The organism is Aquimarina sp. BL5 (assembly GCF_003443675.1).
Classification (GTDB): Bacteria; Bacteroidota; Bacteroidia; order Flavobacteriales; family Flavobacteriaceae; genus Aquimarina.
Window position 1 is genome coordinate 5,899,327 of the sequence record NZ_CP031963.1, and the last position, 24,773, is coordinate 5,924,099.

The window sequence follows — 24,773 nt, forward strand, 5'->3', positions numbered from 1 at the left end:
ATGAAGAGTGTACTGGTATTGTATTATAGCCAAAGTGGTCAATTAGGTGATATATTAACAAATCTCGTTAGACCGCTACAGCTAGAGGAAAATTGCTCTGTTACAGTACATAAAATTTGTCCAGAAGAACCTTATCAATTTCCGTGGGATAAGAAAGATTTTCTACAGGTGTTTCCTGAGTCTTATTTGCAGATACCAAAGCCTAACAAGCCGATTCCTGATTCGATAAAAAATAAAAAGTATGATTTGATCATATTTGGCTATACTGTTTGGTATCTTTCACCATCAATTCCAATTAATTCTTTTCTGAAAGGAGATGATGCAAAAGTATTGCTAAAAGATACTCCTATTATAACCATTAATGGTTCTAGGAATATGTGGATTCTAGCCCAGGAAAAGGTCAAAAGATTGTTGGTAGATTGTAAAACCGAATTGGTCGGGAATATAGCATTTGTAGATCGTCATTGGAATCATATAAGTGTTATTACTATTGTGCATTGGATGATGGGGGGAAAGAAAACCAAATATTTGGGTGTTTTTCCAAAACCAGGTGTATCGGATAAGGATATAAAAGAAGCTGGAAAATTTGGGTTAATTATAAAAAAATATCTTTTTCAAGAAAATTTTGAACCATTACAAGAAGAGTTGGTAAAAGATGGAGCAGTTCGGATAAAACCTTTCTTAATTAGATCAGATAAATCTGGAAATCATATCTTTAGTAAGTGGTCAGCGCAAATATATAAGATAGGGCTAAAATCACCAAAAAGGAGGGCGAAATGGTTAAACTTTTTTGAGTATTACCTCCAATTTGCTATTTGGGTTTTTGTACCAATAGTTTTTATTATATTTTTGTTGACTTATTTGCCTTTTTATACACGTATAAAAAAGGACATCAAATATTATCAATCAACAAGATTACGATAAGTAATCAATATTTATGAAAAACGTTTACATAACAAAAACAGGGCATTTCTTGCCGAATGATCCGGTCTCGAATGATGAAATGGAGAAGAGACTAGGGATGATTGATGATCAGCCTTCACGAGCGAGAAGAATTGTTTTAAGAAACAATGGTATTAAAGAAAGATACTATGCCGTGGATAATAATGGAAATATAACTCATAATAATGCTCAGCTTACTTCAGAAGCAATTAAGAGCCTATGTGATTCTGGTTTTTCTGAAAACGAAATAGAATTGCTTTCTTGTGGAACATCAACTCCTGATAATTTATTGCCTTCTCATGCTTCTATGGTACATGGATTGTTAGATACAAAAGGTAGTATTGAGTTAAATACTGCTTCTGGTGTTTGTTGTTCAGGAATGAGTGCGTTAAAATATGGATTTCTATCCGTTAGATCAGAAAGTACTAAAAATGCGGTTTGTACCGGCACAGAAAGAGTTTCTACTTGGATGCAATCTATAAAGTTCGATAAAGAAGTAGAGAGTTTGAAATCTTTAGAAGAACAACCAATTATTGGCTTTAAAAAAGATTTTCTGCGTTGGATGTTATCCGATGGAGGAGGAGCTTTTTTGTTAGAAAATGAACCTAAAGGAGAAAATCCATTGCGTATTGATTGGATGCAGGCATATTCCTATGCTCATGAGTTAGAGGCTTGTATGTATGCTGGAGGAGATAAAAATGAAGATGGAAGTCTTAAGCCCTGGAGTGAATATGAGCCTGAAGAATGGTTGTCAGAATCTGTTTTTTCACTAAAGCAAGATGTAAAAGTTTTGGATAAACATATTATTCAAAAAGGGGTTTCTAGTCTCAAGGATGCTATTAACAAGAATAATTTTGATATAAACGAAGTAGATTATTTTCTGCCGCATTTATCTTCATTTTATTTTGAGAGCAAATTGTATGATGAATTAGAAAACCAAAATGTTAATATACCTAAAGAGAAATGGTTTACTAACTTAGCTAATGTAGGTAATGTTGGTTCTGCTTCTATATATTTAATGATTAACGAACTTAAAAATTCTGGAAAATTAAAATTTGGAGATAAGATTTTAGTGATTGTTCCCGAAAGTGGCCGTTTTTCATATTTTCATATTTTGTTTACTGTGTGCTAATGGATAATCAATTAGAAAGTGATATAACAGATATTGATTTCATAAAGAAATTGATTCCGCAAAAAGATCCATTTGTGATGATTGATAAGCTATTGTACTTTAATTCAGAAAAGGTTGTTTCTGGTTTAAAAGTAACATCTGATAATATATTGACTTCTGATGAATATTTTACAGAAGGAGGTATTATTGAAAATATGGCACAAAGTATCGCTTTACATAGAGGATATAGAGGATATATAAATCGTGGAAAAGACGATAAACCTAAAACAGGATTTATAGGTTCTATAAAAGATGCTACTATTCACACCTTACCAAGAATAGGAACTGAACTAATAACTACTGTAGAGATTATTGCAGAAATCATGCAGGTTTCATTAGTGAAAATTAGTGTAAATGATTCAGTAGGAAATTTAATTGCTACCTCAGAAATGAAAACTATTATAGTAGATTCTTAGTTATATAAAAATCTTTAAATTTTAATTTTTTGGTTGTATGAAGAAAGAAGAAGTGCCTCAGGATGAAAGTAGTCTTTCCAAAGCAAATATAAAAGAAATAGTATATGCAGTTGATAAAGACGGAAAGTATGGGAAAGCACTCAGTTCTGGATGGGAAGCAAAAACGATCGCACTAAATAAGTCTTTAGAATTAATAGAAGAACAACTTCAGGAAACCATCCATAAAATAAAACAAGGAGAACTTAGCCCTATCGCATATTATATGGAGTTAAATAGAATGGATGTTGTAGTTTTATCTGGATATGTTGGTTTTTGGCAATGGAAAGTAAAAAGACATTTAAAAGCTAAAATATTTAAAAAACTAAGTGAAAAGACATTAAAGAAGTACGCTGAAGTTTTCGAGGTCTCTTTAGAAGAACTTAAAAATCCAAAGATTTGAAAATAAACTTTGAACACAACCAATCTGCCCATTGCGAAAATGGGGTGGTTTCTAATTTATTAAATTATAATGGACTCAAGATAAGTGAACCAATGGTTTTTGGTATAGCCTCTGGAGTTTTCTTTATATATATACCTTTTATAAAGGTTAATTTTGCACCTGCATTTAGTTTTAGACCTGTTCCCGGATTTATCTTTTCTAGGGTTAGTAAGAGACTGGGTTTTAAAATTAAAAGACATAAGTTCAAATCTACAGAAAAAGCACAGCAAACACTTGATGCTGAATTGGCTAAAAATAATCCGGTGGGACTACAGGTAGGAGTCTATAATTTAACGTATTTTCCTGATGAGTATCGATTTCACTTTAATGCGCATAACCTGGTTGTTTATGGAAAAGAAGGAGATAACTATTTAATTAGTGATCCTGTAATGCCAGAAGTAACTACCTTGTCTTCTAAAGAATTGGAGAAAGTACGTTTTGCTAAAGGACCGTTTGCACCAAATGGACATATTTATTACCCTACACAATTACCAGATCATATAGATCTTAAAAAAGCGATTACTAAGGGGATTAAACAAGCATATAGACGTATGTTAGCTCCAGTTCCAATAGTTGGTTATAGAGGGATCAGATATGTTGCTAAGCAAATTCGTAAATGGCCTGATAAGATTGGTGCAAAAAAGACAAATCATTATTTGGGACAATTAGTGCGTATGCAAGAAGAAATAGGAACTGGTGGTGGAGGTTTTCGATTCATTTTTGCTGCGTTTTTAGAAGAAGCTTCCGTAATTATGGAAAACCCAAGACTTGCAGAACTTTCGAAAGAAATGACTGTGATTGGTGATCAATGGAGAGATTTTGCCATTGATGCTTCCAGGCTATATAAGAATAGAAGCAGAGAAACCGATGCTTATAATAAAATTGCAGATAAATTAGATATGATTGCTCTAGCTGAGAAAGCTTTCTTTTTAGATCTTAAAAAAGCAATTAAATAGTTTATGATGAATAGTACTCCTTTGATTCAGATAAAAAATATCTCTAAACAATATAAAGGGGCTACTTTTCTTTCTTTAGATACTGTAAATTTAGAAATTAATAGGGGTGAGATATATGGTCTTTTAGGACCCAATGGAGCAGGGAAAACAACATTAATATCTATTTTATGTGGTTTGATTAAACCGACTTCTGGAGAAGTATTGATTTCCGGTAAGAGCTTTAGAACACAAGCTAAAGAGATAAGGAAAACAATAGGTGTGGTGCCTCAGGAGTATGCGTTGTATCCAAAATTAACTGCAAAGGAGAATTTACTGTATTTCGGGAGTATGTTCGGAATGACAAAATCTGAATTAACACCAGTAGTCTTATCTCATTTAGATCAATTAGGATTACTACCTTTTGCGGATAAAAAAATTAAAACATTTTCTGGTGGAATGAAAAGAAGAGTAAATCTTATTGCAGGAATACTTCATAATCCAGAGTTACTGTTTTTAGATGAACCTACTGTAGGAGTAGATGTTCAATCAAAACAAGCAATAACAACTAAGCTTCAAGAGTTAAATAAAGCAGGCACAACTATAATCTATACGTCTCATCATCTAAGAGAAGCACAAGATTTGTGTTCCTTGGTAGGGATTATTGATTCAGGAAAGATTATAGCAGAAAACACACCGTCCGAATTAATTTCTAACACTAAAGAGGCAAGAAACTTAGAAGACGTTTTTATAGAACTTACAGGAAGAGAACTTCGTGATTATGCATAGATTTTTGGCTTCCATAAAAAAAGAATTTTTATTGCTTCTAAGGGATCCTGGAGGGTTGATTATATTGTTTGTAATGCCTATTTTATTGGTAATTGCGATTACATTAATTCAGGATGCTACTTTTAAATCAATTTCAAGTAACTCTATCGAAATTCTATTAGTAGATAAAGATAAAGGCAAGTTATCAAGAGAAATTCAAAAGAGTTTTTCCAATATAGAGTTTCTAGAACCAATTTCGGAAATAGATAATATTCCGTTAACTGAGGAAAAAGCAAAGCTTTTAGTTGCTTCCGGTGACTACCAACTAGCAGTCGTTATTCCTGGAGGATTGAGTGATGGACTTCAGAAACAAATAGATAAAAACATTACTAAAATTCTTGAGGAGTTTGAAGGTGCTGCGGACTCTTTAAAAGTAAAAGATGTTGAAAAAAAACTATCAGGTAAGGTAGTAAAACTCTATTTTGATCCGATAACACAGGAGACCTTTAGAAGTTCTGTAATATTTGCAGTAGATAAATTGGTAGCAAGTATAGAGACTAAATCGATTTACGAAGCTTTCGAAAAAGAATTAGGAGCATCAGAAAGTCTTAAGTCTTTTAATCGAGATAATTTTGTAAAATATGAGCAGATAAACCCTTCGTTATCTGGAGAATTAATTCTCCCTAATTCGGTACAGCATAATATACCGGCTTGGACATTGTTTGCAATTTTCTTTATGATTTTACCATTATCATTAAATCTCGTGCATGAAAAAGGACAAGGAACATTCGTCCGTTTGCAAACAACGCCAATCAATTATTTAACAATTATAGCGGGTAAAGCATTTTTGTTCCTATTAGTAAGTTTATTACAGTTTACCTTAATTTTGCTTTTAGGGATTTATGTTTTTCCGGAATTAGGGTTACCTATTTTAGATTTGGGAGATAATCTAGGATTATTATATCTTGTGGCTTTATCTTCCGGATTGGGAGCTATTGGCTTAGGAATTTTGTTAGGAACTATTTTTAGTTCACACGAACAAGCAGCTCCTTTTGGAGCTGTATTAGTTGTTTTGTTAGCTGCAATAGGAGGAGTTTGGGTTCCTGTATTTGCAATGCCTGATACCATGCAGCTAATAGCAAAAATTTCTCCTATGAATTGGGGATTGGAAGCTTTTTATGATTGTTTTTTAAGAAAGGGTAGTTTGATAGACATTCTTCCCGAAATTGGTTTGCTAATTGGTTTTTTTATTAGTACTATCGTAATCGCTATATTATACTATGAAAAGAAAAAAGCGGTCTAAAGAAATTATAACAGATATCAAACATGTTCATGAGGTTCGAGTCAGATTTAATGACTGTGATCCTTTAAGCATTGTCTGGCATGGTATATACATAACCTATTTCGAAGAAGGAAGAGAAGCTTTTGGTCGAAGTCACGGGATTTCTTACCTTCATGTGAAAGATAATGATTATGTAACACCGATCGTTAATTCTAATTGTGATCATAAGTTACCGCTTAAATATGGAGATATTGCAACAGTAGAAACAGTGTATGTAGATAGTCCAGCTGCAAAAATGATTTTTAGATATAATGTATATAATCAAAATAAGGAACTAGTTTGTGTAGGCGAAACAACGCAAGTATTCTTGGATATGGAAGGTAATATGTCTCTTAATATTCCAGAGTTCTTTCTTCATTGGAAACGTAAAGTGGGGTTATTATGAAAAAAGTCTACTTGGTTGCCGATAATATAATTTCTCCTCTTGGATTTTCTACCGAAGAAAATATAGAAAACCTTCGCTTAAATCAGACCGGAATTAAAAAAGTGGATGATGATTATATTTGGTCAGAACCATTTTTTGGGGCAGTGATTAATAATGATAAACTCTCTACAGCTTGGAAAATTGTCTCAAATGATTCAGGATATACTAAGTTAGAAAAGATGATGTTGTTATCTGTTTCTAAATTACTCTCAGAGAATTCTTCTTTAGATATTAATAAATGCGGAGTTGTTATTTCTACTACAAAAGGAAATATTAATAATTTGAGAGGCCATTCTGATGAGAAAGCTTATCTGGCAAGTATTTCCAAAACGATTCAGCATTATTTTAAGTTAGATCATACGCCTGTAATTTTATCTAATGCCTGTATTTCTGGAGGATTAGCTTTGGCTATTGGAAAACGAATGATTCAGTCCGAAATTTTTGAAGATGTAGTAGTGATCGGAGGAGATCTGCTTTCTGAATTTACACTTTCTGGCTTCTTTTCTTTTCAGGCAGTAAGTACTGCTCCATGTAAACCTTTTTGTAAAAACAGGACAGGTATAAGTTTAGGAGAGGCAGCGGCTAGTGCGTGGTTGAGTTCTAATAAGGAGAATGTAACAGAAGAAGCGATCAGTATTAGCGGTGATGCTTCGGCTAATGATGCGAATCATATTTCTGGACCTTCACGTACAGGAGAAGGATTGTATATAAGTATCAAAAGAGCTTTAAAAGAAGCAGGTGTAAAGAGTAATCAGATAGATTACATAACTGCACACGGTACAGCGACTCCATATAATGATGAAATGGAAGCCATTGCTTTTAATAGAGCAGGAATGCAAAGTGTTCCTATCAATAGTCTAAAAGGGTATTACGGCCACACATTAGGCGCTTCTGCCTTGATCGAAAGTATCATAGCCAGACATTGTTTAATTAATAATGAGCTATTCGCTTCTTTAGGTTTTGAAGAATTGGGAGTTTCGGAATCCATTAATGTAATTGCCAAGAATCATAAAAAAGAATTGACTCGGGTTCTAAAAACAGCATCTGGCTTTGGAGGATGTAATGTGGCGCTGGTTATAGAAAAAGAAGTATTGTGATTAAAGAAAAATATTACATATCAGATTATTGTGCCATTCGAGATAAAAAGGTCTTTAAAAATGGAGATGAATTATATATTGATTCGGAATCGGATAATTTGAAGGATTTTGCGAAAGGAGTTTATAAATTTTTAGAATTAAAGTACCCGAAATTTCATAAAATGGATGAGTTGTGTAAGTTAGGGTTTTTAGCTTCAGAAGTTTTATTCAGGGATAGGGAAAAAATAGACCAAGATACTGCACTGGTTTTATCGAATAGATCATCCAGCCTTGATACAGATAGAAAACATCAAACAAGTATTATGGATAGGGAGGATTTTTATCCATCTCCAGCAGTTTTTGTATATACACTTCCCAATATCATTATGGGAGAGATAAGTATTAGGAATAAGATGAAAAGTGAGAATGCATTTTTTGTTACAGAAAGTTTTGATGCTGATTTTATGTCTAAATATTCTGAAATTTTAATGAATACCGGAAAAGCAAGCGATGTTATTTGTGGGTGGGTAGATTTGGATAATGATAAATATGACGTATTTTTGGCTTTTCTCTCAAAAAAAGGTAAAAAAGAGCTGACAAAAGAAGAATTAAATAATTTATATAATCAATGAGTATGGCTGAATTAACAGAAGAGCTAAAGGAAAAATTAATAGAGCAATTAAGTCTTGAGGATGTAGAGGTAAGTGAAATAGGAGACGATGATCCTCTTTTTGGTGACGGTTTAGGTTTAGATTCTATTGATGCACTTGAACTAATTGTATTATTAGAAAAAGATTATGGAATTAAGCTAAAAGATCCAAAAGAAGGTAAAGCTATATTTGAATCTGTTGGCGTAATGGCTGATTATATTTCGAAACACCGCACAAAATAATATGAATAGAGGCATTGCCATTACTGGTATGGGAATCATATCTTCTATAGGAAATAACGTAGAAGAAAATCTTAATGCTTTAAAATCAGTATCTCCTGGAATTTCTAGAATCGAGATGTTGAAAACTCGTCATAGTGATCAAATCATGGTGGGGGAGATTAAAAAAAATAATAATATCCTGGAAGAAGAACTGGGCTTACAACCTTTACATAGTTTTTCTAGAACAGCTATGATTGGAGCTATTGCAGCAAAAGAAGCGTTACAGGACGCACAGATCTCAGATATAAATAAATATAGAACTGGTTTTGTTTCAGGAACTAGTGTTGGAGGTATGGATACTACCGAAAAACATTATTTAGAATATACTGAAATTGAAGACAATAGAAGATTTATTCAGGCTCAACATGCTGGTTTTACTACACTATCTATTTCTAATTATTTAGGAATTAATGGATACGTTTCTACAATAAGTACTGCCTGTTCTTCTGCTGCAAATGCAATAATGCTTGGTGCTCGTATGATTCAAGCAGGTAAGATTGACAGAATGATTGTTGGAGGAACAGATGCTTTGTCTAAGTTTACCATTAACGGCTTTGGGACTTTAATGATTTTATCTGATTCAGAGTGTACTCCTTTTGATGATAACAGAAAAGGATTGAACTTAGGAGAAGCGGCAGCTTTTTTAGTATTAGAGAGCGATGCTATAGTAGAAAAAGAAAATAAAAAAGTATTAGGTCGTGTTGCTGGTTGGGCAAATGCGAATGATGCTTATCATCAAACTGCTTCATCATCAGATGGAGAAGGTGCGTACCTTGCTATGAATAAAGCATTGAAGGTTGCTAATATGACGGCTAAAGACATTGATTATGTAAATGCTCATGGAACTGCAACTCCTAATAATGATTTATCAGAGGGTGTGGCTATGACTCGAATTTTTGGTGAAGAAAGCATACCTGTATTTAGTTCTACAAAGGCATTTACAGGACATACTCTAGCTGCAGCGGGTTCTGTAGAAGCGATTTATTCGCTTTTATCGCTGAAGGAAAATCTGATTTTCCCAAATTTGAATTTCAAAACTAAAATGAAAGAGTTTTCGTTAGTCCCGCAAACCGAATTAGTTGCTAAAGAAGTGAATACTATTTTATCCAATTCTTTTGGTTTTGGAGGCAATTGTTCCACTTTAATCTTTACAAAATAATGAGCGATTGTTTTATTAATGGTATTGCTAGTATTTCTGCACAACCTACCACGGATCCAGATTCGTTTTTAGACGTGTTAATTCCTTATAATGAATCTATATTTAGATGTCATGATCCTAATTATAAAGACTATATAAAGCCGGCGGCTATGAGGCGGATGTCTAAATCTGTGAAGATGGGCGTAACAACCGCATCAATGGCTTTAAAAGATTCTGGAGTGGAAATGCCTGATGCTATAATTACAGGCACAGGAATGGGCTGTAAACAGGATTCAGAAAAGTTTTTAGAAAACATTCTTCATAATGATGAACAGTTTTTGACACCAACGCTATTTATTCAATCAACACATAATACAGTTGGGGGGCAAGTAGCCTTAGGGTTAGGATGCAAAGCGTATAATGTTACTTACGTTCAAGGAGCCGCTTCGTTTGAAACTTGTATAATGGATGCTCAGTTAATGTTGTCAGAAGAATCCGGGAAAAATATTTTGGTTGGTGGTATTGATGAAATTGCAAAAAACTCTACTTTATTACATAAATTAGATGGCCAGATTAAAAATGATGATATTGACGTAATTAATTTATTGGACTCCAATACATCGGGTACAGTTGCTAGTGAAGGGGCTACGTTTATGGTTTTAGGAACAAAAACCGATAAAAGTTTAGCTAATATTATAGATGTAGAAACCATAAGTGAAGCAACGCCAGATGAAATAAAGGCAAATATCGAAAAATTTGTGTTACGTCAAGGATTGTCGTTAGAAGATATAGATGCCGTAGTTTTAGGTAATAATGGAGATGTAAAACACGATAATTATTATAAAAATTTACAATCTTCGATTTTTTCAAATATAGAACAATTGTGTTATAAACATTTGATAGGTGATTTTCATGTTGCTTCTGGTTTTGGGTTTTGGCTTGCTTGTAAAATTTTTGAAACAAATCAAGTACCGGCAATATTAAAAGTTAATGATGTTACTGCAGGTAACCATAATAATATACTTTTATATAATCAATATCTTGGAAAAAATCATAGTATTGCGTTGTTGCAACGATGCTGATTAGGAAAATAGTCAATATTATATCCATAATTGCAGGTATTCTTATCGTTACCGCAATTGGTTTCAATAAACTTCCTTGGTGGAGTTTACTTGTGCTAGGGCTTCTTTGGTTCTTTATTACCGCTTATGGAGTTACAAATATAAGATCTGGATACTTCCTTAAAAGTTTAAGTAGCAATCCAAAACTAACGGAGAAAAAAATAGCCATTACATTCGATGATGGTCCAGATTTTAATACGTTAAAAATCCTGGAAGTATTGAATAAATATAATGTCAAAGGAACTTTTTTTTGTATTGGAAAGCAAATCGAAAAACATCCTGATATACTTAAAAAGATTATTCAAGAAAATCATATAATTGGTAATCATACCTTTACCCACGATAAACTTATTGATATCTACAGTACAAATAAGTTTACTAATGAAATTAAGGAAACGGATACTATAATAGAAAAGTTTTCTAAAAAAAAGCCGTTGCTTTTTAGGCCTCCATATGGAATTACAAATCCAAATATTGCTAGAGCTGTTAAAAAGACTGGACATACCGTTATTGGATGGAATAAGAGATCATTTGATACAACAATTCCTTCAGAAAAAGTAATACTTAAAAGAATTACAAAGAACCTAAAGGGCGGAGATGTTATACTACTTCATGACACAAAAATAATTACTGTAGCAGTATTGGAACAATTGTTGCTATTTTTGCAAAGGAATAATTTTACAACAGTTACTATAGATGAACTATTTTCGATACAAGCATATGCTTAGATTTTTATTGTTTTGCCTATTTATAAATTTTTCTTGTCTACAAGCTCAAGAAGTGGCGCTTTCCGAATTGGAAGCAGGTACTTTTAAGAATGCTGTAAGCACCAGTGCAAAGCAGTCTAAAACAATTGTAAATACATTTACGCAAATAAAACATATTGATTTTCTGTCTAATGATATAGAAAGTAGTGGGGATTTATATTTTAAATCACCAAATATTATCAAATGGTCTTACACAAAACCATATGAGTATAGCGTAATTTTTAAGAACAAGAAACTGTTTATTAACGATGCAGGTAAAAAAAGTGATATCAATCTTGCTTCGAATAAAGTTTTTAAAAAACTGAATGATTTAATTGCTAAGAGTGTAAGTGGTGATATGCTAGATGATACTCAGTTTTCTATGAATTTTTTTAAGTATAATAACCAATATCTAGCAAAACTGTCTCCAAAAGATCAGACTTTAAAAAATATGTTTAAACAGATTGTTTTAAGCTTTGAGTCAAAAAAATATTTAGTATCCAGTGTCAAATTAATAGAACCATCAGGAGATTATACACTTATAAAGTTTCAGAATACATCTGTAAATAAACCTATTCCTGATGCGATATTTGCTCATTAGTATACTTATTATATCTGTTTTCGGTTGTAAAGTTGCAACTGTAGATAATTTCACAGAATCTGAAGTGAAAAGTAATGATGTGGTACAGAATGCATATTTTTCGAACGCTAATATCGACTATGTGTATAAAGCAGATATAGCAGTGTATGGCAATGAATTTAGTGGTATTCTTATTTTGAAAAAAGTAACGCCAAAAAAGCATCGCATCGTTTTTACCTCACAATTCGGAAGTACTTTTTTTGATATAGAGTTTGAGAAAAATCAGTACAAAATTAATTCAATTGTAGAACAGCTAGATAGGAAAATTATCTTAAATACCTTGATCAGAGATTTTTCATTATTAATCAAAGAAAGAGGAACGGTTGAAGGAAAATACTACGATGATACATATAATGTTCTAAAAAACGTAAGAGACAAACGCAGTAATTACTACTTTTACAATCAATCAGATATGAGATTGCATAAAATAGTTCATACAACTAAAAGAAAAGAAAAATTTATTATACTTTTTAATGATGTCTCTAAAGATTTGATAGCTAAAAACATACGTATTGATCATAAAAATATCAAACTAAATATAGATTTAAATTTCCTAAAAAAATAATATGTTAATAGCTGATTTATATAAAATCAATGAAGATTCTGTAAGAGATGGTGTACAAACTACTACTGTTTCTTTAAACCCTAAAAGTGATATTTTTAAAGGTCATTTTCCTGGTAATCCGATAACTCCCGGAGTTTGTACGTTACAAATTATTAAGGAGCTTACAGAAAACAGAAAAGGATGTTCATTGTTTATGAAAAAGGCTTCTAATGTGAAGTTTATGGCTGTAATCAATCCAGAAAAGACTCCAGATTTAGTTATTACGAATGATTTTACGGATAGCGAAGAAGAAATTAAAGTAAAGAGTACTGTAAAATATGATGACACTCTAGCGCTAAAAGTTGTAGTAACTTTTGTTAAAGTATAAATTGAAGACATGAAATTTTTTCTCTTATTTATTGGTTTACTTTTTGGAAATGTCGCTACAGTTGATATTACTGAAATTAGAAATTCTTGTAAGCACGCAAAAGATTCCAAAGAGAATGTCGAGAAGTTTTATGAATTAACACGGAGTGCAAACTATAAAGGGAACTCGGTTTTATCAGCGTACTACGGATGTGCACTAACGCTGAAGGCTTCATTTTCTGAAAAGAGAGGAGATAAAATATCTTTTTTTAAACAAGGGAAGAAGTTAATTGAAGAAGCAATAGCATCCGATCCTAGTAATATAGAATTAAGGATGATTAGATTAAGTGTACAAACCAGCGCTCCTAGAATTACTAGATATTATAGGGAAATAGATGCGGATAAAAGCTTTCTGATAGAAAATATAGATAAAGTTCCCTCTCTCAAACTGAAGAAGTTTATCAAAGGATTTATGTCGACTTCCGCAGCTTTCAAAAAGTAAAGCTCAAAAAAAAGTAGGGTTTTGTATGTTTTTGTTGTTTTAATTAGTAGAGACTAATTTTAACTAACACATAGATGAGAAAAATTTCCCTTTTTTTTATAACAGTTTTAAGTTGTTATATAGTAACAGCGCAAGATTGGCGTAATTCACCTGCTAAAGATAACAGTAACTATTTTGAAGTGGTAAAAGAAAAACGCCAGGAGTATACTTCAATTAGCAAAAGTAGTGCTAGAGCAGATAGAAAAAAAATCAAGCAATTTGAGCGTTGGGCTTATTTTTGGGAAAGCCGTATCAATGGGGATGGTTCTTTTCCAAGTCCTTTAATAGCTTATAATGAATGGAATAAATATCAGGAAAATAATCCTGTAGAAAAAAGTGAAAATTTAGTTAGCTGGACTTTAATAGGTCCTAAAGTGATTCCAGAATCTGAGACTACTTTTTATGCAGGTATGGGAAGATTGAATGTAGTTACCTTTAACCCAGTTAATAGTAATGAAGTTTGGGTAGGCGCGCCAGGAGGTGGAATTTGGAGATCTGATGATGCAGGAGCAAATTGGACTCCAAAAGGAGATATGATACCAAATTTAGGAGTATCTGATATAGTTTTTCACCCTACCAACAGTGATATCATGTATATGGCTACGGGAGATTTTGATGGTTTCCAAAATAATTCAATTGGAGTATTAAAATCGACAGATCACGGAGAGACTTGGACCGCAACCGGTTTAAATTATGAAGTTACACAAACTAGATTAATCGCACATTTACTTATAGATCCTAATAGCCCAGACACTATTTTTGCAACAACTAATGGTGGGATATATAAATCCACTAATGGGGGAACAACTTGGAATCTAAAAACAACTACTGCAAGTTTTAATGATATAATGTATAAAGAAGGATCAGCTACCACTTTATTTGCAACAGGAGGTAGATCTACATTATTCTATATTTCCACAGATAATGGAGAAAATTGGACGACTTCATCAACGGGGTTGGGTAGCTCTGGTCGTTTCGATATTGCTACTACTGCTATTGATCCAGAATTTTTAGTAGGTATGAACAATAGAAATGTTTATCAATCTACTGATGGAGGAGCTTCTTGGAATTCATTGGCAATAACTACACCTTCTAGTTTAAGTACACAAGGAGGTTATAATCAAACCATATTAGTAGCTCCAGACAATAAAGATTTAATCATTGTTGGAGGAGTAGACGGATGGAGAAGTACTAATGGTGGAACTACTTGGCAAAAATATTTGGATGGATATTGGGTTCCTGGAACTCCATTTTTTTATGTACATTCTGATCATCATGATTTAGAATTCCTTCCTGGGAGTAGTTCTATTGTTTTTTCTGCTAATGATGGAGGTTTGTTTAGAGGTGATATTACAACCGATGATGTTTGGGAAGATTTATCTTCTGGTTTATCAATTACTCAATATTATAAAGTAGCTGGGACTCCACAAAATGCAGATTTCTTATTAGCGGGTGCTCAGGATAATGATATTACCCAATACAATGGAACAGAATGGATTAATAGAAATTTTGGGTCAGATGGAGTAGAAGCACTATGGAATTATAGTGATTCTAATGTAGCTTGGACCTGTAGTCAAGCAGGGTATGTAGAAAGAACTACAGACGGATGGGCAACACGAACTACAAGACTTAATACACCAGGTGGAGCAAGATTTGTTTGGCCTTTGGAGATAGATCCTACAGACCCTAACACCATTTATGGTGGATTTGGTGATATTTATAGTTCATCTAATTCAGGAGATACGTGGACTAATCTTAATTCTCCTGGTGCATCTCCAAGAGCAATTACAGTAGCTCCTTCAGATAATCAAGTTCTTTACGTAACAGATGGAAATGGTGTTTATACAACTGCCAATGGAGGTTCAAGTTGGGATACATTAACATTACCTGTAAATGGTCTAGTAACTAGCATTGCTGTGAATTCTACTAATCCTGCAGAAGTTTATATTTGTTATGGTAGATATAATGATGGAAATAGAGTTTTTAAATCTGATGATTCGGGAGCTAATTGGACCAATATATCTGGAACATTACCTAACGTGCCTATGCATAAAATTCTATATTTAACAGGAGGGGATGGAGATCTTTTCTTATGTTCGGATATTGGAGTTTTTCACAGAAATAACTCAAGTACAGACTGGGAAGTTTACGGAGAAGGATTACCTAATGTAATATCTAATGATTTAGAAGTACATTACGGAACAAGTAAATTAAGAGTAGCTACATACGGACGTGGTGTTTGGGAAATTCCTATCGGTTCTGCTGTATTGGGAATTGGAGAGTTTGAAGACCCTAATGTTTTAACTCTATATCCAAATCCTGCAAATGGAGAGTTTACCATTAAATTAGCTGATTTTGATAGTGAATCCGAAATTACTATATACAATATTATTGGCGGTGTAGTTAAAAGTTTTAAAACAGACAAAATAACTACTACTGTTGATTTATCAGCATACAGTTCGGGAGTTTATCTAGTTGATCTTAAAAATAACGATAAGAGAATAGTGAAAAAAATTATAGTGAAATAATTGAAACCATAATTTTTTAGACCGGTAAAGAATGTTTACATTCTTTACCGGTTTTTAATTTATAGAAATTAGCAAAAATGAAATATGTATCCGTGATAATTACATTCTTAGTGTTTTCTACACTCTTGTCCTGTAAAGAAGAAATTTTATTAGTATCTGCTGTTAAGGAAATAACCGTACCAGGAAGACCTAATCAAGATCAATATGTGCAATATAAGATACAATTTGAAGTAACAAAAGATGATCAAAACCTGAAAATAGAAGATATTACTTTCCCTCAATTAGATGTTAAAAAAGATAAGTTAAGATTTGATATTATGGATGTAAGCTCCAATTCAATCACTAAAACTATTACAAAAAAAGGGAAGTATTTATTAAACATCAGGCCTGATAGTGAGCTTCAAAATCAAATGATTACTACCAAAAAAGATGAAATAGTAATTTTTTTAATTAAGAATAATAAGACAGAACAAATCAAAATTTCATCATTTGTTGAAAAAACAAAAAGAATTAGATAGTATTTCTATTTGTTTAATCGTCTCATATCCTATTTTTGTAATGGAAAAAATAGCACTGTGACTACAACTACATTAATAGATCATCGTTTTGAGACACTAAATTGCTGTGTTTTTATTCCTACCTATAATAACCAGAAAACTTTGGAGAGAGTGATTCAAGGTGTTTTGAAATATACGGATAGGATTCTTATTGTTAATGATGGTTCTACTGATGATACTGCTCGTATTTTAGAAAATTATCAAGATCGTTTTACAATTATTACTTTTCCGGAGAATAAAGGAAAAGGGATGGCCTTAAGAGAGGCTTTTAAGCAGGCGGATCGTTTAGGATATGATTATATAATAACGATTGATAGTGATGGCCAGCATTTTCCTAATGATTTACCTTTGTTTTTGGATGAGTTAGAGAAGCAAGACCCTAGTGTTTCACTACTACTGATAGGTTCTAGAAATATGGATGATCCATCGGTGCCTGGTAAAAGCAGTTTTGGAAATAAATTCTCTAATTTTTGGTATTATGTAGAAACTGGTATCAAACTAAAAGACACGCAGTCGGGATATAGACTATATCCAATAAAGGAGATTAGTAAATTAAAATTATTCACCACAAAGTTTGAGCTAGAAATAGAGGTGATTGTTAAACTTGCATGGAGAAATGTGGAAGTTCGTAATATACCGGTTCAAGTCCTATATGACGAAACCGAACGAGTATCTCATTTTAGACCTTTCAAAGATTTTACTCGTATTAGTATCTTGAATACCTGGTTAGTAACATTAACTTTGTTATTTTATTTACCTAAAAGACTTATAAATAGAGTAAAAAAAAAAGGGTTTAAGCAATATTGGCGAGAAAATGTATTAAGAAGCAATGACCCTCCAATAAAAAAAGCAAGTGCTATTGCACTGGGCTTGTTTATAGGTATTGCTCCTTTATGGGGATTTCAGACTGTTTTGGTTATATCATTGGCAATTGCTTTAAAGCTAAATAAACCTATTGCATTTTTATTCTCTAATATTAGTATACCTCCATTTATTCCATTTATTATTTATGGTAGTTATCAGATTGGTGCGATAGCTATGGGAAGAGAAATGGACGCCACGCTTAATATAGAAGATATAAAATCCGGTACTGATATCTTCAAAAGTTTGGGACAATATATTTTAGGGAGTTTTATTTTAGCAACATTGGTGTCATCGATTTCAGGAGTCATTGCGTATTTGTATTTTAGCTCTCGCAAACCTAAAAGTAATGCAATCGATGCATAAGTTTTTTCTTTCAGTACATCAGTATATTAAACAGAATAGATTAATTGCTTGGCCAATAATTATTGGTGTTTTTGCTGTGTTTGTGTTTTTGGCAAGTAAGATTGGGTTCGAAGAAGATATTACTCGGTTAATTCCTAATAGTGATAAATCCGAGGTTACACAGAAAGTTCTAAAAACAGTATCGTTTTCGGATAAAATTGTAGTTAATATCACTAATAAAAACGAAAATCCAGATGATCTTGTCGCGTATGCTTCTGCTTATATTGATTCTATTAATACACATCTTCCTAAATATGTAAAAAAAATACAAGGTAAGGTTGCCGATGATAATGTGATGGAACTATATGATTTTGTATATCAACATCTTCCATTTTTTCTTACTGAATCGGATTATAAAAATATAGATCAGAAAATTAATCCTGACTCTATTACCAAAGTTATTGAGAATAATTACAAAACTCTGATTTCCCCGACGGGTTTGGTTACCAAAAAGTTTATTGTTAAGGATCCTCTAGCACTAACGCCAAAAGGGCTCCAGAAACTAGCTCAATTACAGTTAGGTGATAATTATGATTTATATAATGGTTTTTTGATGACGAAAGACCGAAAAAATTTATTGCTATTTCTTACACCTGCATTAGCGACTAATGAAACAGGAGAAAATACATTCTTTGTTGAAGGATTAAAAAAAATAACAACAAGCCTAAATAACAAATACTCAGAAAAAGCAGAAGCCGTTTTATTTGGAGCTACATTATATGCGGTAGCAAATGCTAAACAAATAAAGCACGATATACAGCTTACGGTTAGTATCGCGATGAGTATCTTATTACTTATTTTAATTTTCTTTTATAGAAAACTCACGGTACCACTGATTATTTTTACTCCTACTGTTTTTGGAGCAATCATTGCCATCGCAATTTTGTATTTAATAAAAGGAAAAATATCTGCCATATCATTAGGTATAGGTTCTGTATTATTAGGTATTACCTTAGATTATTCGTTACATATTCTGACACATTTTAGAAATAATAATAATATAAAAGAACTATATCGAGACGTTTCTATGCCCGTTATCATGAGTAGTTTAACTACAGCTGTTGCTTTCTTGTGTTTGATTTTTGTAAAGTCCGAAGCGTTAAATGATCTTGGAATTTTTGCTGGTGTGAGTGTAGTAGGAGCATCTGTTTTTGCATTGATATTTATTCCACAGGTATATCGTTTTTCAGAAAGTAAAAAAGCGAAAAGAAAAACATTCATAGATAGAATCTCGCAAACAGATTTTCATAAAAATAAAATTCTTATTTCAGTTATTGGGATCGTATTTATTGTTGGATTGTTTCTGTTTCATAAAGTAGGGTTTAATACGGATCTAAGTACAATGAACTATCAACCAGAAGAGCTGATAGCGGCAGAAGAAGATCTGGACAGAATCAATAACAATAAGGCGAAGTCAATTTATCTGGTGTCATACGGAACATCGCTAAATGAAGCTTTGAATGCCAACAATAAATTGTTTGAGACTTTACAACAGAAGAAATCTAATAAGGAATTAATTAATTTTAGCTCTGTAGGAGGAGTAGTTCTTTCTCAGGAAGCCCAAATTGAAAAAATAAAGTTATGGAATGAATTCTGGACAAAACAACGAGTAGATGCTATTACTAATTTATTAATAGAAAAAGGAAGTGTTGTTGGTTTTAAACCAGAAACGTTTACTCAGTTTTATAAAACATTAACTTCAGAAATCAAACCGATAAGTTTTACTGAATATCAAAATATCAAAGAATTATATTTAGATGAATTTGTGACTAATGAAGATGGTTTTTCTACAGTGGTTTCCGCAATAAAAGTGGATCATGAGAAAGCAGATGATATGAATACTTCTTTGGGTAAGATAGCGAATACAGTGGTTATTGACCGAAAGCAGCTAAATGAAACTTTACTAGGAAATCTTAAGAATGATTTTAATTCATTAATCGGGTATTCTTTGATAGCAGTAGTTTTATTGTTATTACTATTTTATAGAGATCCTATGCTAACATTGTTAACTGCATTGCCAATTGCAATTACTTGGGTAATTACGTTGGGAGTTATGAAAATGTTGGGTATAGATTTTAATATTTTTAATGTTATTATTTCTACTTTTATTTTTGGTTTGGGAGTAGATTACAGCATTTTTATAACCAATGGACTTGTAAAAGAATTTACGTATGGAGTAAAAGAGTTGTCCACATATAAAACCTCGATTTTACTATCGGTAATAACGACCATATTAGGAGTAGGGGTGCTGATATTTGCTAAACATCCTGCGCTTCGATCTATTTCTATAGTGTCGCTAATTGGAATTTTATCAGCAGTTTTAGTTGCGTTTACGATCCAACCAATGCTATTTAGAGCATTCATTACTAATCGTGTTAAAAAAGGTTTGACTCCACTTAGAATGCGTCAGACATTATGGTCGCTCTTTAGTTTTGGATACTTTATCATAGGGGGATTTATTGTATCACTAATTAGTAGTTTGATTATTCCTTGGTTTCCAGCACGTATGAAAAAGAAAATGGCCATTTTTCATAGCGTTACATCTAAGTTGATGAGATCTGTTTTATATTCTAACCCTTTTGTGAAAAAACGAATATATAATCCAGAAAATGAAGATTTTAGTAAGCAATGCATCATTATCGCTAATCACTCTTCGTTTTTAGATATTATTTCAGTTGGAATGTTATACCCTAAACTCATATACTTGGTGAAGGATTGGGTGTATGATAATCCAGTTTTCGGAAGAGCTGCAAAACTAGCAGGGTTTTATCCTGTATCATCAGGTATAGAAGGTGGTGTAGAGCATTTACGCGAAAAAGTGAAACAGGGATATTCATTAATAGCATTTCCAGAAGGATCCAGAACTGACACCGCTAAGATGAGCAGATTTCATAAAGGGTCGTTTTATCTCGCTCAAGAATTGAATTTGGATATACTTCCTGTGGTAATTCACGGGAATGCCACAGTATCTCCTAAAGGTGATTTTATAATTCACGATGGAGCAATACAACAGAAAATTTTGCCAAGGATTTCTACAGATAATAAGGAATTTGGAAGCGGTTATGCAGAAAGAACTAAAAAGATAAGTGCTTATTTTAGAGAACAATTTTTTGAGTTACAAAAAGATCTGGAAGGTGTCGATTATTATAAAAAAGCATTGTTAAATAATTATAGATATAAAAGTTGCTTTAAAGAAATCAAAGCTGATTATGTTTTGAACAAAGAAAAGTACTACAAGGCAGCAAGTTTTATTGATCATAAAGATCGTGTTCTTCAATATAGCGATGATTATGGACAGTTTTTACTATATCTAAGTTTTAAAAGACCTTATGCGAAGCTAAAAGGAATACTTACTCAAGAAGAAAAATTGGCTATCGCAAAAAACTGCTACAGTACTAAAAGGAATAAAGTAGCATTTGTAGATGATCAAGATTTGACATCGACAAAATTTGATGTATTTTTGTTACATACAACTACACCATTACAACCACAATACATAAAAGAAATACTATCAGAAGATATAAAACGAATCATTATATTTTCTGAAAGTTATGATTTTCCCGAATTAATGAAAACTACCTTTAGAGTAGCTATTCAAGAGTTTGGGCTAACAGTTTTGAATAGAATTAAATAGATGCAAGAGAAATTTGATGTCATTATTATTGGGAGTGGATTAGGAGGATTGGTTTCTGCAAATATCCTAGCTAAAGAAGGTAAGAAGGTATGTGTTTTAGAAAAGAACAACCAGTTCGGAGGAAACTTACAGACTTTTGTTAGAGACAAAAGTATATTCGATACCGGCATTCATTATATAGGAGGTTTGGATAAAGGCCAGAATTTGTATAAGTACTTTAAGTACCTGGATATTATGGATGATCTGAAAATCAAAAAAATGAATGTTGATGGCTATGATCTAATTACTTTTGATAATGATGAGTTCGAGTATCCCCACGCACAAGGATATGATAATTTTGTAAAACAGTTGGTGAAGTTTTTTCCTGAAGAAGAAAAAGGAATAAAGGAATATGTTAGTAAAGTACGGGATACTTGCTATAGATTTCCATTGTATAATTTACAAGAAGGAGATCGATATTATGGAGAAGATCTATTAACACTTAAAGCCAAAGATTATATAGATAGTGTTGTACAAGATCCTAAGTTAAGAGCGGTTCTTGCCGGTTCCAACCTATTGTACGCAGGCGATCCAGAAAAAACACCATTTTATGTTCATGCATTATCTGTTAACTCATATATGGAGAGTGCCTGGAGATGCATTCAGGGAGGAAGTCAGATAGCTAAATTGTTGGTAAAAAGATTCAGAGCACTTGGAGGTAAAATTTTTAAATATCAGGAAGTAAATAAATTTAATTTTGAAGAAGATAAATTAGTAGCCGTTTCTACCACCAAAGGAGATACTTTTTATGGAGATAATTTTATTTCTAATGTAGATCCTAAACTTACGCTTCAGATTATTGGTAAGGAACGTTTTAGGAATTTATATTATAAAAGGATACAAAATACTGAAAGTGTTATTTCTTCTTTTAGTCTGTATCTTGTTTTTAAGAAAGGTACGTTTCCCTACCTTAATAAAAATTATTATCACACGAATTCATTAGAAAAAGTTTGGACTACGCAAAATTATGAAGAAGAAAGCTGGCCAGAAGCGTATCTAATTTCTATGAGTGAAGATGTGAAAAACAAGGGATACGCGGATAACCTTACTTCTATTGCGTATATGCGTTTTGAAGAAGTAGAAGCATGGGCAGATACCTTTAATACAGTAGCAATAAAGAACGATAGAGGAGAGGATTATGAAGCGTTTAAAGAACGTAAAATTAAAGTGTATCTCAAAGAAATAGAGAAAAAATTCCCAAATATTCGATCATGTATCAAATCAGTGCATACTTCTACTCCTTTATCATATAGAGATTATATCGGTTGTCATGAAGGTTCTGCATATGGTTTTGTTAAAGATGCTGATAACCCTATGAAATCTTTTTTATCACCAAGAACTAAGATTCCTAACCTATTATTTACAGGTCAGGGATTAAACATGCATGGTGTGCTAGGTGTAACGATTAGCGCAGTTGTAACTTGTGGAGAATTAGTAGGTAAGGAACATTTGTTAAAACAAATAAAAAATACTTTGGCAGAAAAAGAACTATCCGATTCGTAATGAAGAATTTTTTCTATTATATATTTTTTCTGTTTGTTGTAATAGCATCATCATCTTGTGGTGTGAAGAAATCATTGGCAGCAAGACCAGATATTTCTGGAATAGAAAGTGTTGATACCACCAGAATAAAACATAGCCAAACTTTTTTTACACTCAATAATAATTTGCTGCGTAAAAATAAGCAGGGATTATGGGAAATGTATCTGGAAGGAAAACCTTTAGAAAGAGGAATTGCTGCTGGAAGTTTAGGGCGAGAATTGATCAAAATACAGGAAGACGCTTTTATCGGAAAGATTACAGAACTGATTCCTTCAGAAGGGTATCTTAAGTTTTTAAGTAAAATCATAGCCTGGTATAATCGTAAGTTACATCTTAATGTCCCTGAAGAGTATAAAACCGAAATCTACGGAGTTTCTAGATATGCCTCCAATGATTATAATGATTTTGCAGAGCCTTACGTTCGTATGTTGTATGCTCACGGAGCCCACGATATTGGACATGCATTACAAGATTTGATGCTGGTAGGATGTACTTCATTTGCGGCTTGGGATGATAAAACTGAGGATGGGAAATTACTTATTGGACGTAATTTTGACTTCTATGCAGGAGATGATTTTTCCAAAGAAAAATTAGTCACTTTTATGAATCCTTCAGAAGGCTATAAGTTTATGACTTATGGATGGGCAGGAATGATGGGAGCATTATCCGGAATGAATGAAGAAGGATTGACTATTACGATTAATGCTGGTAAATCTAAAATTCCATTGGTGGCTAAAACCCCCATATCAATTCTGACAAGAGAAATATTACAATATGCCTCTACAATTGATGAAGCTATAGCGATTGCTAAAAAGAGAGAAGTCTTTGTGTCAGAATCTATTATGATAGGTAGTGCCAAAGATAAAAGAGCAGCATTGATAGAGGTTTCACCAAATAATTTTGGAGTTTATAATGTTCTAAATACCAATCAATTGGTGTGTTCTAATCATTTTCAGAGTAATACTTATGTCGAAGATAAGCGTAATCAAAAAGCAATAGCAGAAAGTCATTCTTTCTATAGATATCAGCGAATGACAGAGCTTTTATCGGAAAATGATAAACTGAATCCAGAAAAAGCAGTAGCCATATTAAGAAACAGAGATGGTCTGGACAATGAGTTAATAGGATATGGTAATGAAAAGGCTTTGAATCAAATGTTAGCGCATCACGGAATTGTATTTCAACCCGAAGAACGGAAAGTTTGGGTTTCTACAAATCCTTATCAAATGGGAGAATTCGTTGCCTACGATTTAGATGAAGTTTTCGGAAGATTAAAAGAACAAAAGGCAGAAGTTGTGATTGCCTCAGAATCTCTAAATGTTTCGGAAGATCCATTTATTCATACCCAAACGTATGCTAATTATGAGGAATTTAGGGTGCTAAGTAGAAAAATTGAAGCTGCTACCGATACAGAAGAAAGGGTATCAGAAGAGGAGCTTTCCAAATTTCAAAACTTGAACCCTAATTATTGGGCAACATATTTTGTGCTTGGAGAATATCATTACACACAAAAAGATTACAAAAAGGCATTAGTAGCTTTTAAGCAAGCTATGAAAAGAGAAGTAACTACAGTTCCTGATATGGAGAATCTAAAAAAATATATCAGAAAGTGTGAACGAAAAATATAAGTT

The 24,773-nt window shown here is 32.6% G+C and carries 24 protein-coding genes; all 24 read left to right on the plus strand.

The genetic code is table 11. The features are described 5' to 3' along the window. The 24 genes from D1818_RS24765 (at position 1) to D1818_RS24880 (ending at position 24,770) form a co-directional block, all read left to right on the plus strand. Positions 1 to 924: a dialkylrecorsinol condensing enzyme DarA gene (locus D1818_RS24765; protein WP_118463152.1), complete on the plus strand. Its 924-nt coding sequence runs from the start codon at positions 1 to 3 to the stop codon at positions 922 to 924. Positions 925 to 937: 13 nt separating this feature from the next. After that, entirely contained in the window at positions 938 to 2,074 is a 1,137-nt protein-coding gene (locus tag D1818_RS24770) for a beta-ketoacyl-ACP synthase III (RefSeq protein ID WP_118463155.1), read from the plus strand. After that, positions 2,074 to 2,529 carry a hypothetical protein gene (locus D1818_RS24775; RefSeq protein WP_118463158.1) on the plus strand — a complete coding sequence of 152 codons (456 nt, stop codon included), beginning with the start codon at positions 2,074 to 2,076 and terminating at the stop codon, positions 2,527 to 2,529. Before D1818_RS24770 ends, D1818_RS24775 begins: the two co-directional genes overlap by 1 nt. A gap of 37 nt (positions 2,530 to 2,566) precedes the next feature. Next, entirely contained in the window at positions 2,567 to 2,968 is a 402-nt protein-coding gene (locus tag D1818_RS24780) for a hypothetical protein (RefSeq protein WP_118463161.1), read from the plus strand. Then, on the plus strand, positions 2,965 to 3,963 hold the full coding sequence (locus D1818_RS24785) for a BtrH N-terminal domain-containing protein (protein WP_118463165.1): 999 nt from the start codon (positions 2,965 to 2,967) through the stop codon (positions 3,961 to 3,963). The genes D1818_RS24780 and D1818_RS24785 overlap by 4 nt, the downstream gene beginning before the upstream one ends. 6 nt (positions 3,964 to 3,969) lie before the next feature. After that, on the plus strand, positions 3,970 to 4,728 hold the full coding sequence (locus D1818_RS24790) for an ABC transporter ATP-binding protein (protein WP_118463168.1): 759 nt from the start codon (positions 3,970 to 3,972) through the stop codon (positions 4,726 to 4,728). Continuing rightward, positions 4,721 to 6,010 (plus strand): ABC transporter permease, encoded by a 1,290-nt coding sequence (locus tag D1818_RS24795; RefSeq protein ID WP_118463171.1) that lies wholly within the window; start codon positions 4,721 to 4,723, stop codon positions 6,008 to 6,010. The genes D1818_RS24790 and D1818_RS24795 overlap by 8 nt, the downstream gene beginning before the upstream one ends. After that, the gene (locus tag D1818_RS24800; protein ID WP_118463174.1) at positions 5,988 to 6,434 is read left to right on the plus strand and encodes a thioesterase family protein; all 447 of its coding nucleotides are present in this window, start codon (positions 5,988 to 5,990) and stop codon (positions 6,432 to 6,434) included. Before D1818_RS24795 ends, D1818_RS24800 begins: the two co-directional genes overlap by 23 nt. Beyond that, positions 6,431 to 7,570 carry a beta-ketoacyl synthase N-terminal-like domain-containing protein gene (locus tag D1818_RS24805; protein ID WP_118463177.1) on the plus strand — a complete coding sequence of 380 codons (1,140 nt, stop codon included), beginning with the start codon at positions 6,431 to 6,433 and terminating at the stop codon, positions 7,568 to 7,570. Before D1818_RS24800 ends, D1818_RS24805 begins: the two co-directional genes overlap by 4 nt. Then, on the plus strand, positions 7,567 to 8,181 hold the full coding sequence (locus D1818_RS24810) for a hypothetical protein (RefSeq protein WP_233558567.1): 615 nt from the start codon (positions 7,567 to 7,569) through the stop codon (positions 8,179 to 8,181). Before D1818_RS24805 ends, D1818_RS24810 begins: the two co-directional genes overlap by 4 nt. A 2-nt stretch (positions 8,182 to 8,183) precedes the next feature. After that, positions 8,184 to 8,441 carry a phosphopantetheine-binding protein gene (locus tag D1818_RS24815; protein WP_118464118.1) on the plus strand — a complete coding sequence of 86 codons (258 nt, stop codon included), beginning with the start codon at positions 8,184 to 8,186 and terminating at the stop codon, positions 8,439 to 8,441. A 1-nt stretch (position 8,442) separates the two neighbouring features. Then, on the plus strand, positions 8,443 to 9,639 hold the full coding sequence (locus D1818_RS24820; RefSeq protein ID WP_118463180.1) for a beta-ketoacyl synthase: 1,197 nt from the start codon (positions 8,443 to 8,445) through the stop codon (positions 9,637 to 9,639). After that, positions 9,639 to 10,700, plus strand: coding sequence for a beta-ketoacyl synthase N-terminal-like domain-containing protein (locus tag D1818_RS24825; RefSeq protein WP_118463183.1), 1,062 nt, complete (start codon positions 9,639 to 9,641; stop codon positions 10,698 to 10,700). The genes D1818_RS24820 and D1818_RS24825 overlap by 1 nt, the downstream gene beginning before the upstream one ends. Then, positions 10,694 to 11,467: a polysaccharide deacetylase family protein gene (locus tag D1818_RS24830; RefSeq protein WP_118463186.1), complete on the plus strand. Its 774-nt coding sequence runs from the start codon at positions 10,694 to 10,696 to the stop codon at positions 11,465 to 11,467. The genes D1818_RS24825 and D1818_RS24830 overlap by 7 nt, the downstream gene beginning before the upstream one ends. Beyond that, complete coding sequence (locus D1818_RS24835) at positions 11,460 to 12,086, plus strand: outer membrane lipoprotein carrier protein LolA (protein WP_158596955.1); 627 nt, start codon at positions 11,460 to 11,462, stop codon at positions 12,084 to 12,086. The genes D1818_RS24830 and D1818_RS24835 overlap by 8 nt, the downstream gene beginning before the upstream one ends. After that, entirely contained in the window at positions 12,067 to 12,690 is a 624-nt protein-coding gene (locus tag D1818_RS24840) for a hypothetical protein (protein ID WP_118463192.1), read from the plus strand. The genes D1818_RS24835 and D1818_RS24840 overlap by 20 nt, the downstream gene beginning before the upstream one ends. A 1-nt stretch (position 12,691) precedes the next feature. Beyond that, on the plus strand, positions 12,692 to 13,057 hold the full coding sequence (locus D1818_RS24845; protein WP_118463195.1) for a 3-hydroxyacyl-ACP dehydratase: 366 nt from the start codon (positions 12,692 to 12,694) through the stop codon (positions 13,055 to 13,057). 9 nt (positions 13,058 to 13,066) lie between these two features. Continuing rightward, positions 13,067 to 13,537: a hypothetical protein gene (locus D1818_RS24850; RefSeq protein WP_118463198.1), complete on the plus strand. Its 471-nt coding sequence runs from the start codon at positions 13,067 to 13,069 to the stop codon at positions 13,535 to 13,537. 74 nt (positions 13,538 to 13,611) lie between these two features. Then, a complete protein-coding gene (locus D1818_RS24855) occupies positions 13,612 to 16,104 on the plus strand; it encodes a T9SS type A sorting domain-containing protein (RefSeq protein WP_118463200.1) in 2,493 nt (830 codons plus the stop codon). Between the two features lie 77 nt (positions 16,105 to 16,181). Next, positions 16,182 to 16,622: a hypothetical protein gene (locus D1818_RS24860; RefSeq protein ID WP_118463202.1), complete on the plus strand. Its 441-nt coding sequence runs from the start codon at positions 16,182 to 16,184 to the stop codon at positions 16,620 to 16,622. A 57-nt stretch (positions 16,623 to 16,679) separates the two neighbouring features. Next, positions 16,680 to 17,888, plus strand: a complete 1,209-nt coding sequence (locus D1818_RS24865; protein ID WP_233558613.1) for a DUF2062 domain-containing protein — start codon at positions 16,680 to 16,682, stop codon at positions 17,886 to 17,888. After that, positions 17,872 to 21,561 carry an MMPL family transporter gene (locus D1818_RS24870; protein WP_118463204.1) on the plus strand — a complete coding sequence of 1,230 codons (3,690 nt, stop codon included), beginning with the start codon at positions 17,872 to 17,874 and terminating at the stop codon, positions 21,559 to 21,561. The genes D1818_RS24865 and D1818_RS24870 overlap by 17 nt, the downstream gene beginning before the upstream one ends. Next, positions 21,562 to 23,103: an NAD(P)/FAD-dependent oxidoreductase gene (locus D1818_RS24875; protein ID WP_118463206.1), complete on the plus strand. Its 1,542-nt coding sequence runs from the start codon at positions 21,562 to 21,564 to the stop codon at positions 23,101 to 23,103. It begins immediately after the preceding gene. Then, on the plus strand, positions 23,103 to 24,770 hold the full coding sequence (locus D1818_RS24880) for a C45 family peptidase (protein WP_118463209.1): 1,668 nt from the start codon (positions 23,103 to 23,105) through the stop codon (positions 24,768 to 24,770). Before D1818_RS24875 ends, D1818_RS24880 begins: the two co-directional genes overlap by 1 nt. Positions 24,771 to 24,773: the final 3 nt, after the last annotated feature.

Coding starts and splice junctions, on each gene's coding strand:
- D1818_RS24820 (WP_118463180.1), top strand. CDS start 8,443: ATGAATAGAGGCATTGCCATTACTGGTATGGGAATCATATCTTCTATA.
- D1818_RS24835 (WP_158596955.1), top strand. CDS start 11,460: ATGCTTAGATTTTTATTGTTTTGCCTATTTATAAATTTTTCTTGTCTA.
- D1818_RS24880 (WP_118463209.1), top strand. CDS start 23,103: ATGAAGAATTTTTTCTATTATATATTTTTTCTGTTTGTTGTAATAGCA.
- D1818_RS24815 (WP_118464118.1), top strand. CDS start 8,184: ATGGCTGAATTAACAGAAGAGCTAAAGGAAAAATTAATAGAGCAATTA.
- D1818_RS24780 (WP_118463161.1), top strand. CDS start 2,567: ATGAAGAAAGAAGAAGTGCCTCAGGATGAAAGTAGTCTTTCCAAAGCA.
- D1818_RS24845 (WP_118463195.1), top strand. CDS start 12,692: ATGTTAATAGCTGATTTATATAAAATCAATGAAGATTCTGTAAGAGAT.
- D1818_RS24800 (WP_118463174.1), top strand. CDS start 5,988: ATGAAAAGAAAAAAGCGGTCTAAAGAAATTATAACAGATATCAAACAT.
- D1818_RS24875 (WP_118463206.1), top strand. CDS start 21,562: ATGCAAGAGAAATTTGATGTCATTATTATTGGGAGTGGATTAGGAGGA.
- D1818_RS24795 (WP_118463171.1), top strand. CDS start 4,721: ATGCATAGATTTTTGGCTTCCATAAAAAAAGAATTTTTATTGCTTCTA.
- D1818_RS24850 (WP_118463198.1), top strand. CDS start 13,067: ATGAAATTTTTTCTCTTATTTATTGGTTTACTTTTTGGAAATGTCGCT.
- D1818_RS24860 (WP_118463202.1), top strand. CDS start 16,182: ATGAAATATGTATCCGTGATAATTACATTCTTAGTGTTTTCTACACTC.
- D1818_RS24855 (WP_118463200.1), top strand. CDS start 13,612: ATGAGAAAAATTTCCCTTTTTTTTATAACAGTTTTAAGTTGTTATATA.
- D1818_RS24770 (WP_118463155.1), top strand. CDS start 938: ATGAAAAACGTTTACATAACAAAAACAGGGCATTTCTTGCCGAATGAT.
- D1818_RS24830 (WP_118463186.1), top strand. CDS start 10,694: ATGCTGATTAGGAAAATAGTCAATATTATATCCATAATTGCAGGTATT.
- D1818_RS24765 (WP_118463152.1), top strand. CDS start 1: ATGAAGAGTGTACTGGTATTGTATTATAGCCAAAGTGGTCAATTAGGT.
- D1818_RS24790 (WP_118463168.1), top strand. CDS start 3,970: ATGAATAGTACTCCTTTGATTCAGATAAAAAATATCTCTAAACAATAT.
- D1818_RS24840 (WP_118463192.1), top strand. CDS start 12,067: ATGCGATATTTGCTCATTAGTATACTTATTATATCTGTTTTCGGTTGT.
- D1818_RS24775 (WP_118463158.1), top strand. CDS start 2,074: ATGGATAATCAATTAGAAAGTGATATAACAGATATTGATTTCATAAAG.
- D1818_RS24825 (WP_118463183.1), top strand. CDS start 9,639: ATGAGCGATTGTTTTATTAATGGTATTGCTAGTATTTCTGCACAACCT.
- D1818_RS24870 (WP_118463204.1), top strand. CDS start 17,872: ATGCAATCGATGCATAAGTTTTTTCTTTCAGTACATCAGTATATTAAA.
- D1818_RS24805 (WP_118463177.1), top strand. CDS start 6,431: ATGAAAAAAGTCTACTTGGTTGCCGATAATATAATTTCTCCTCTTGGA.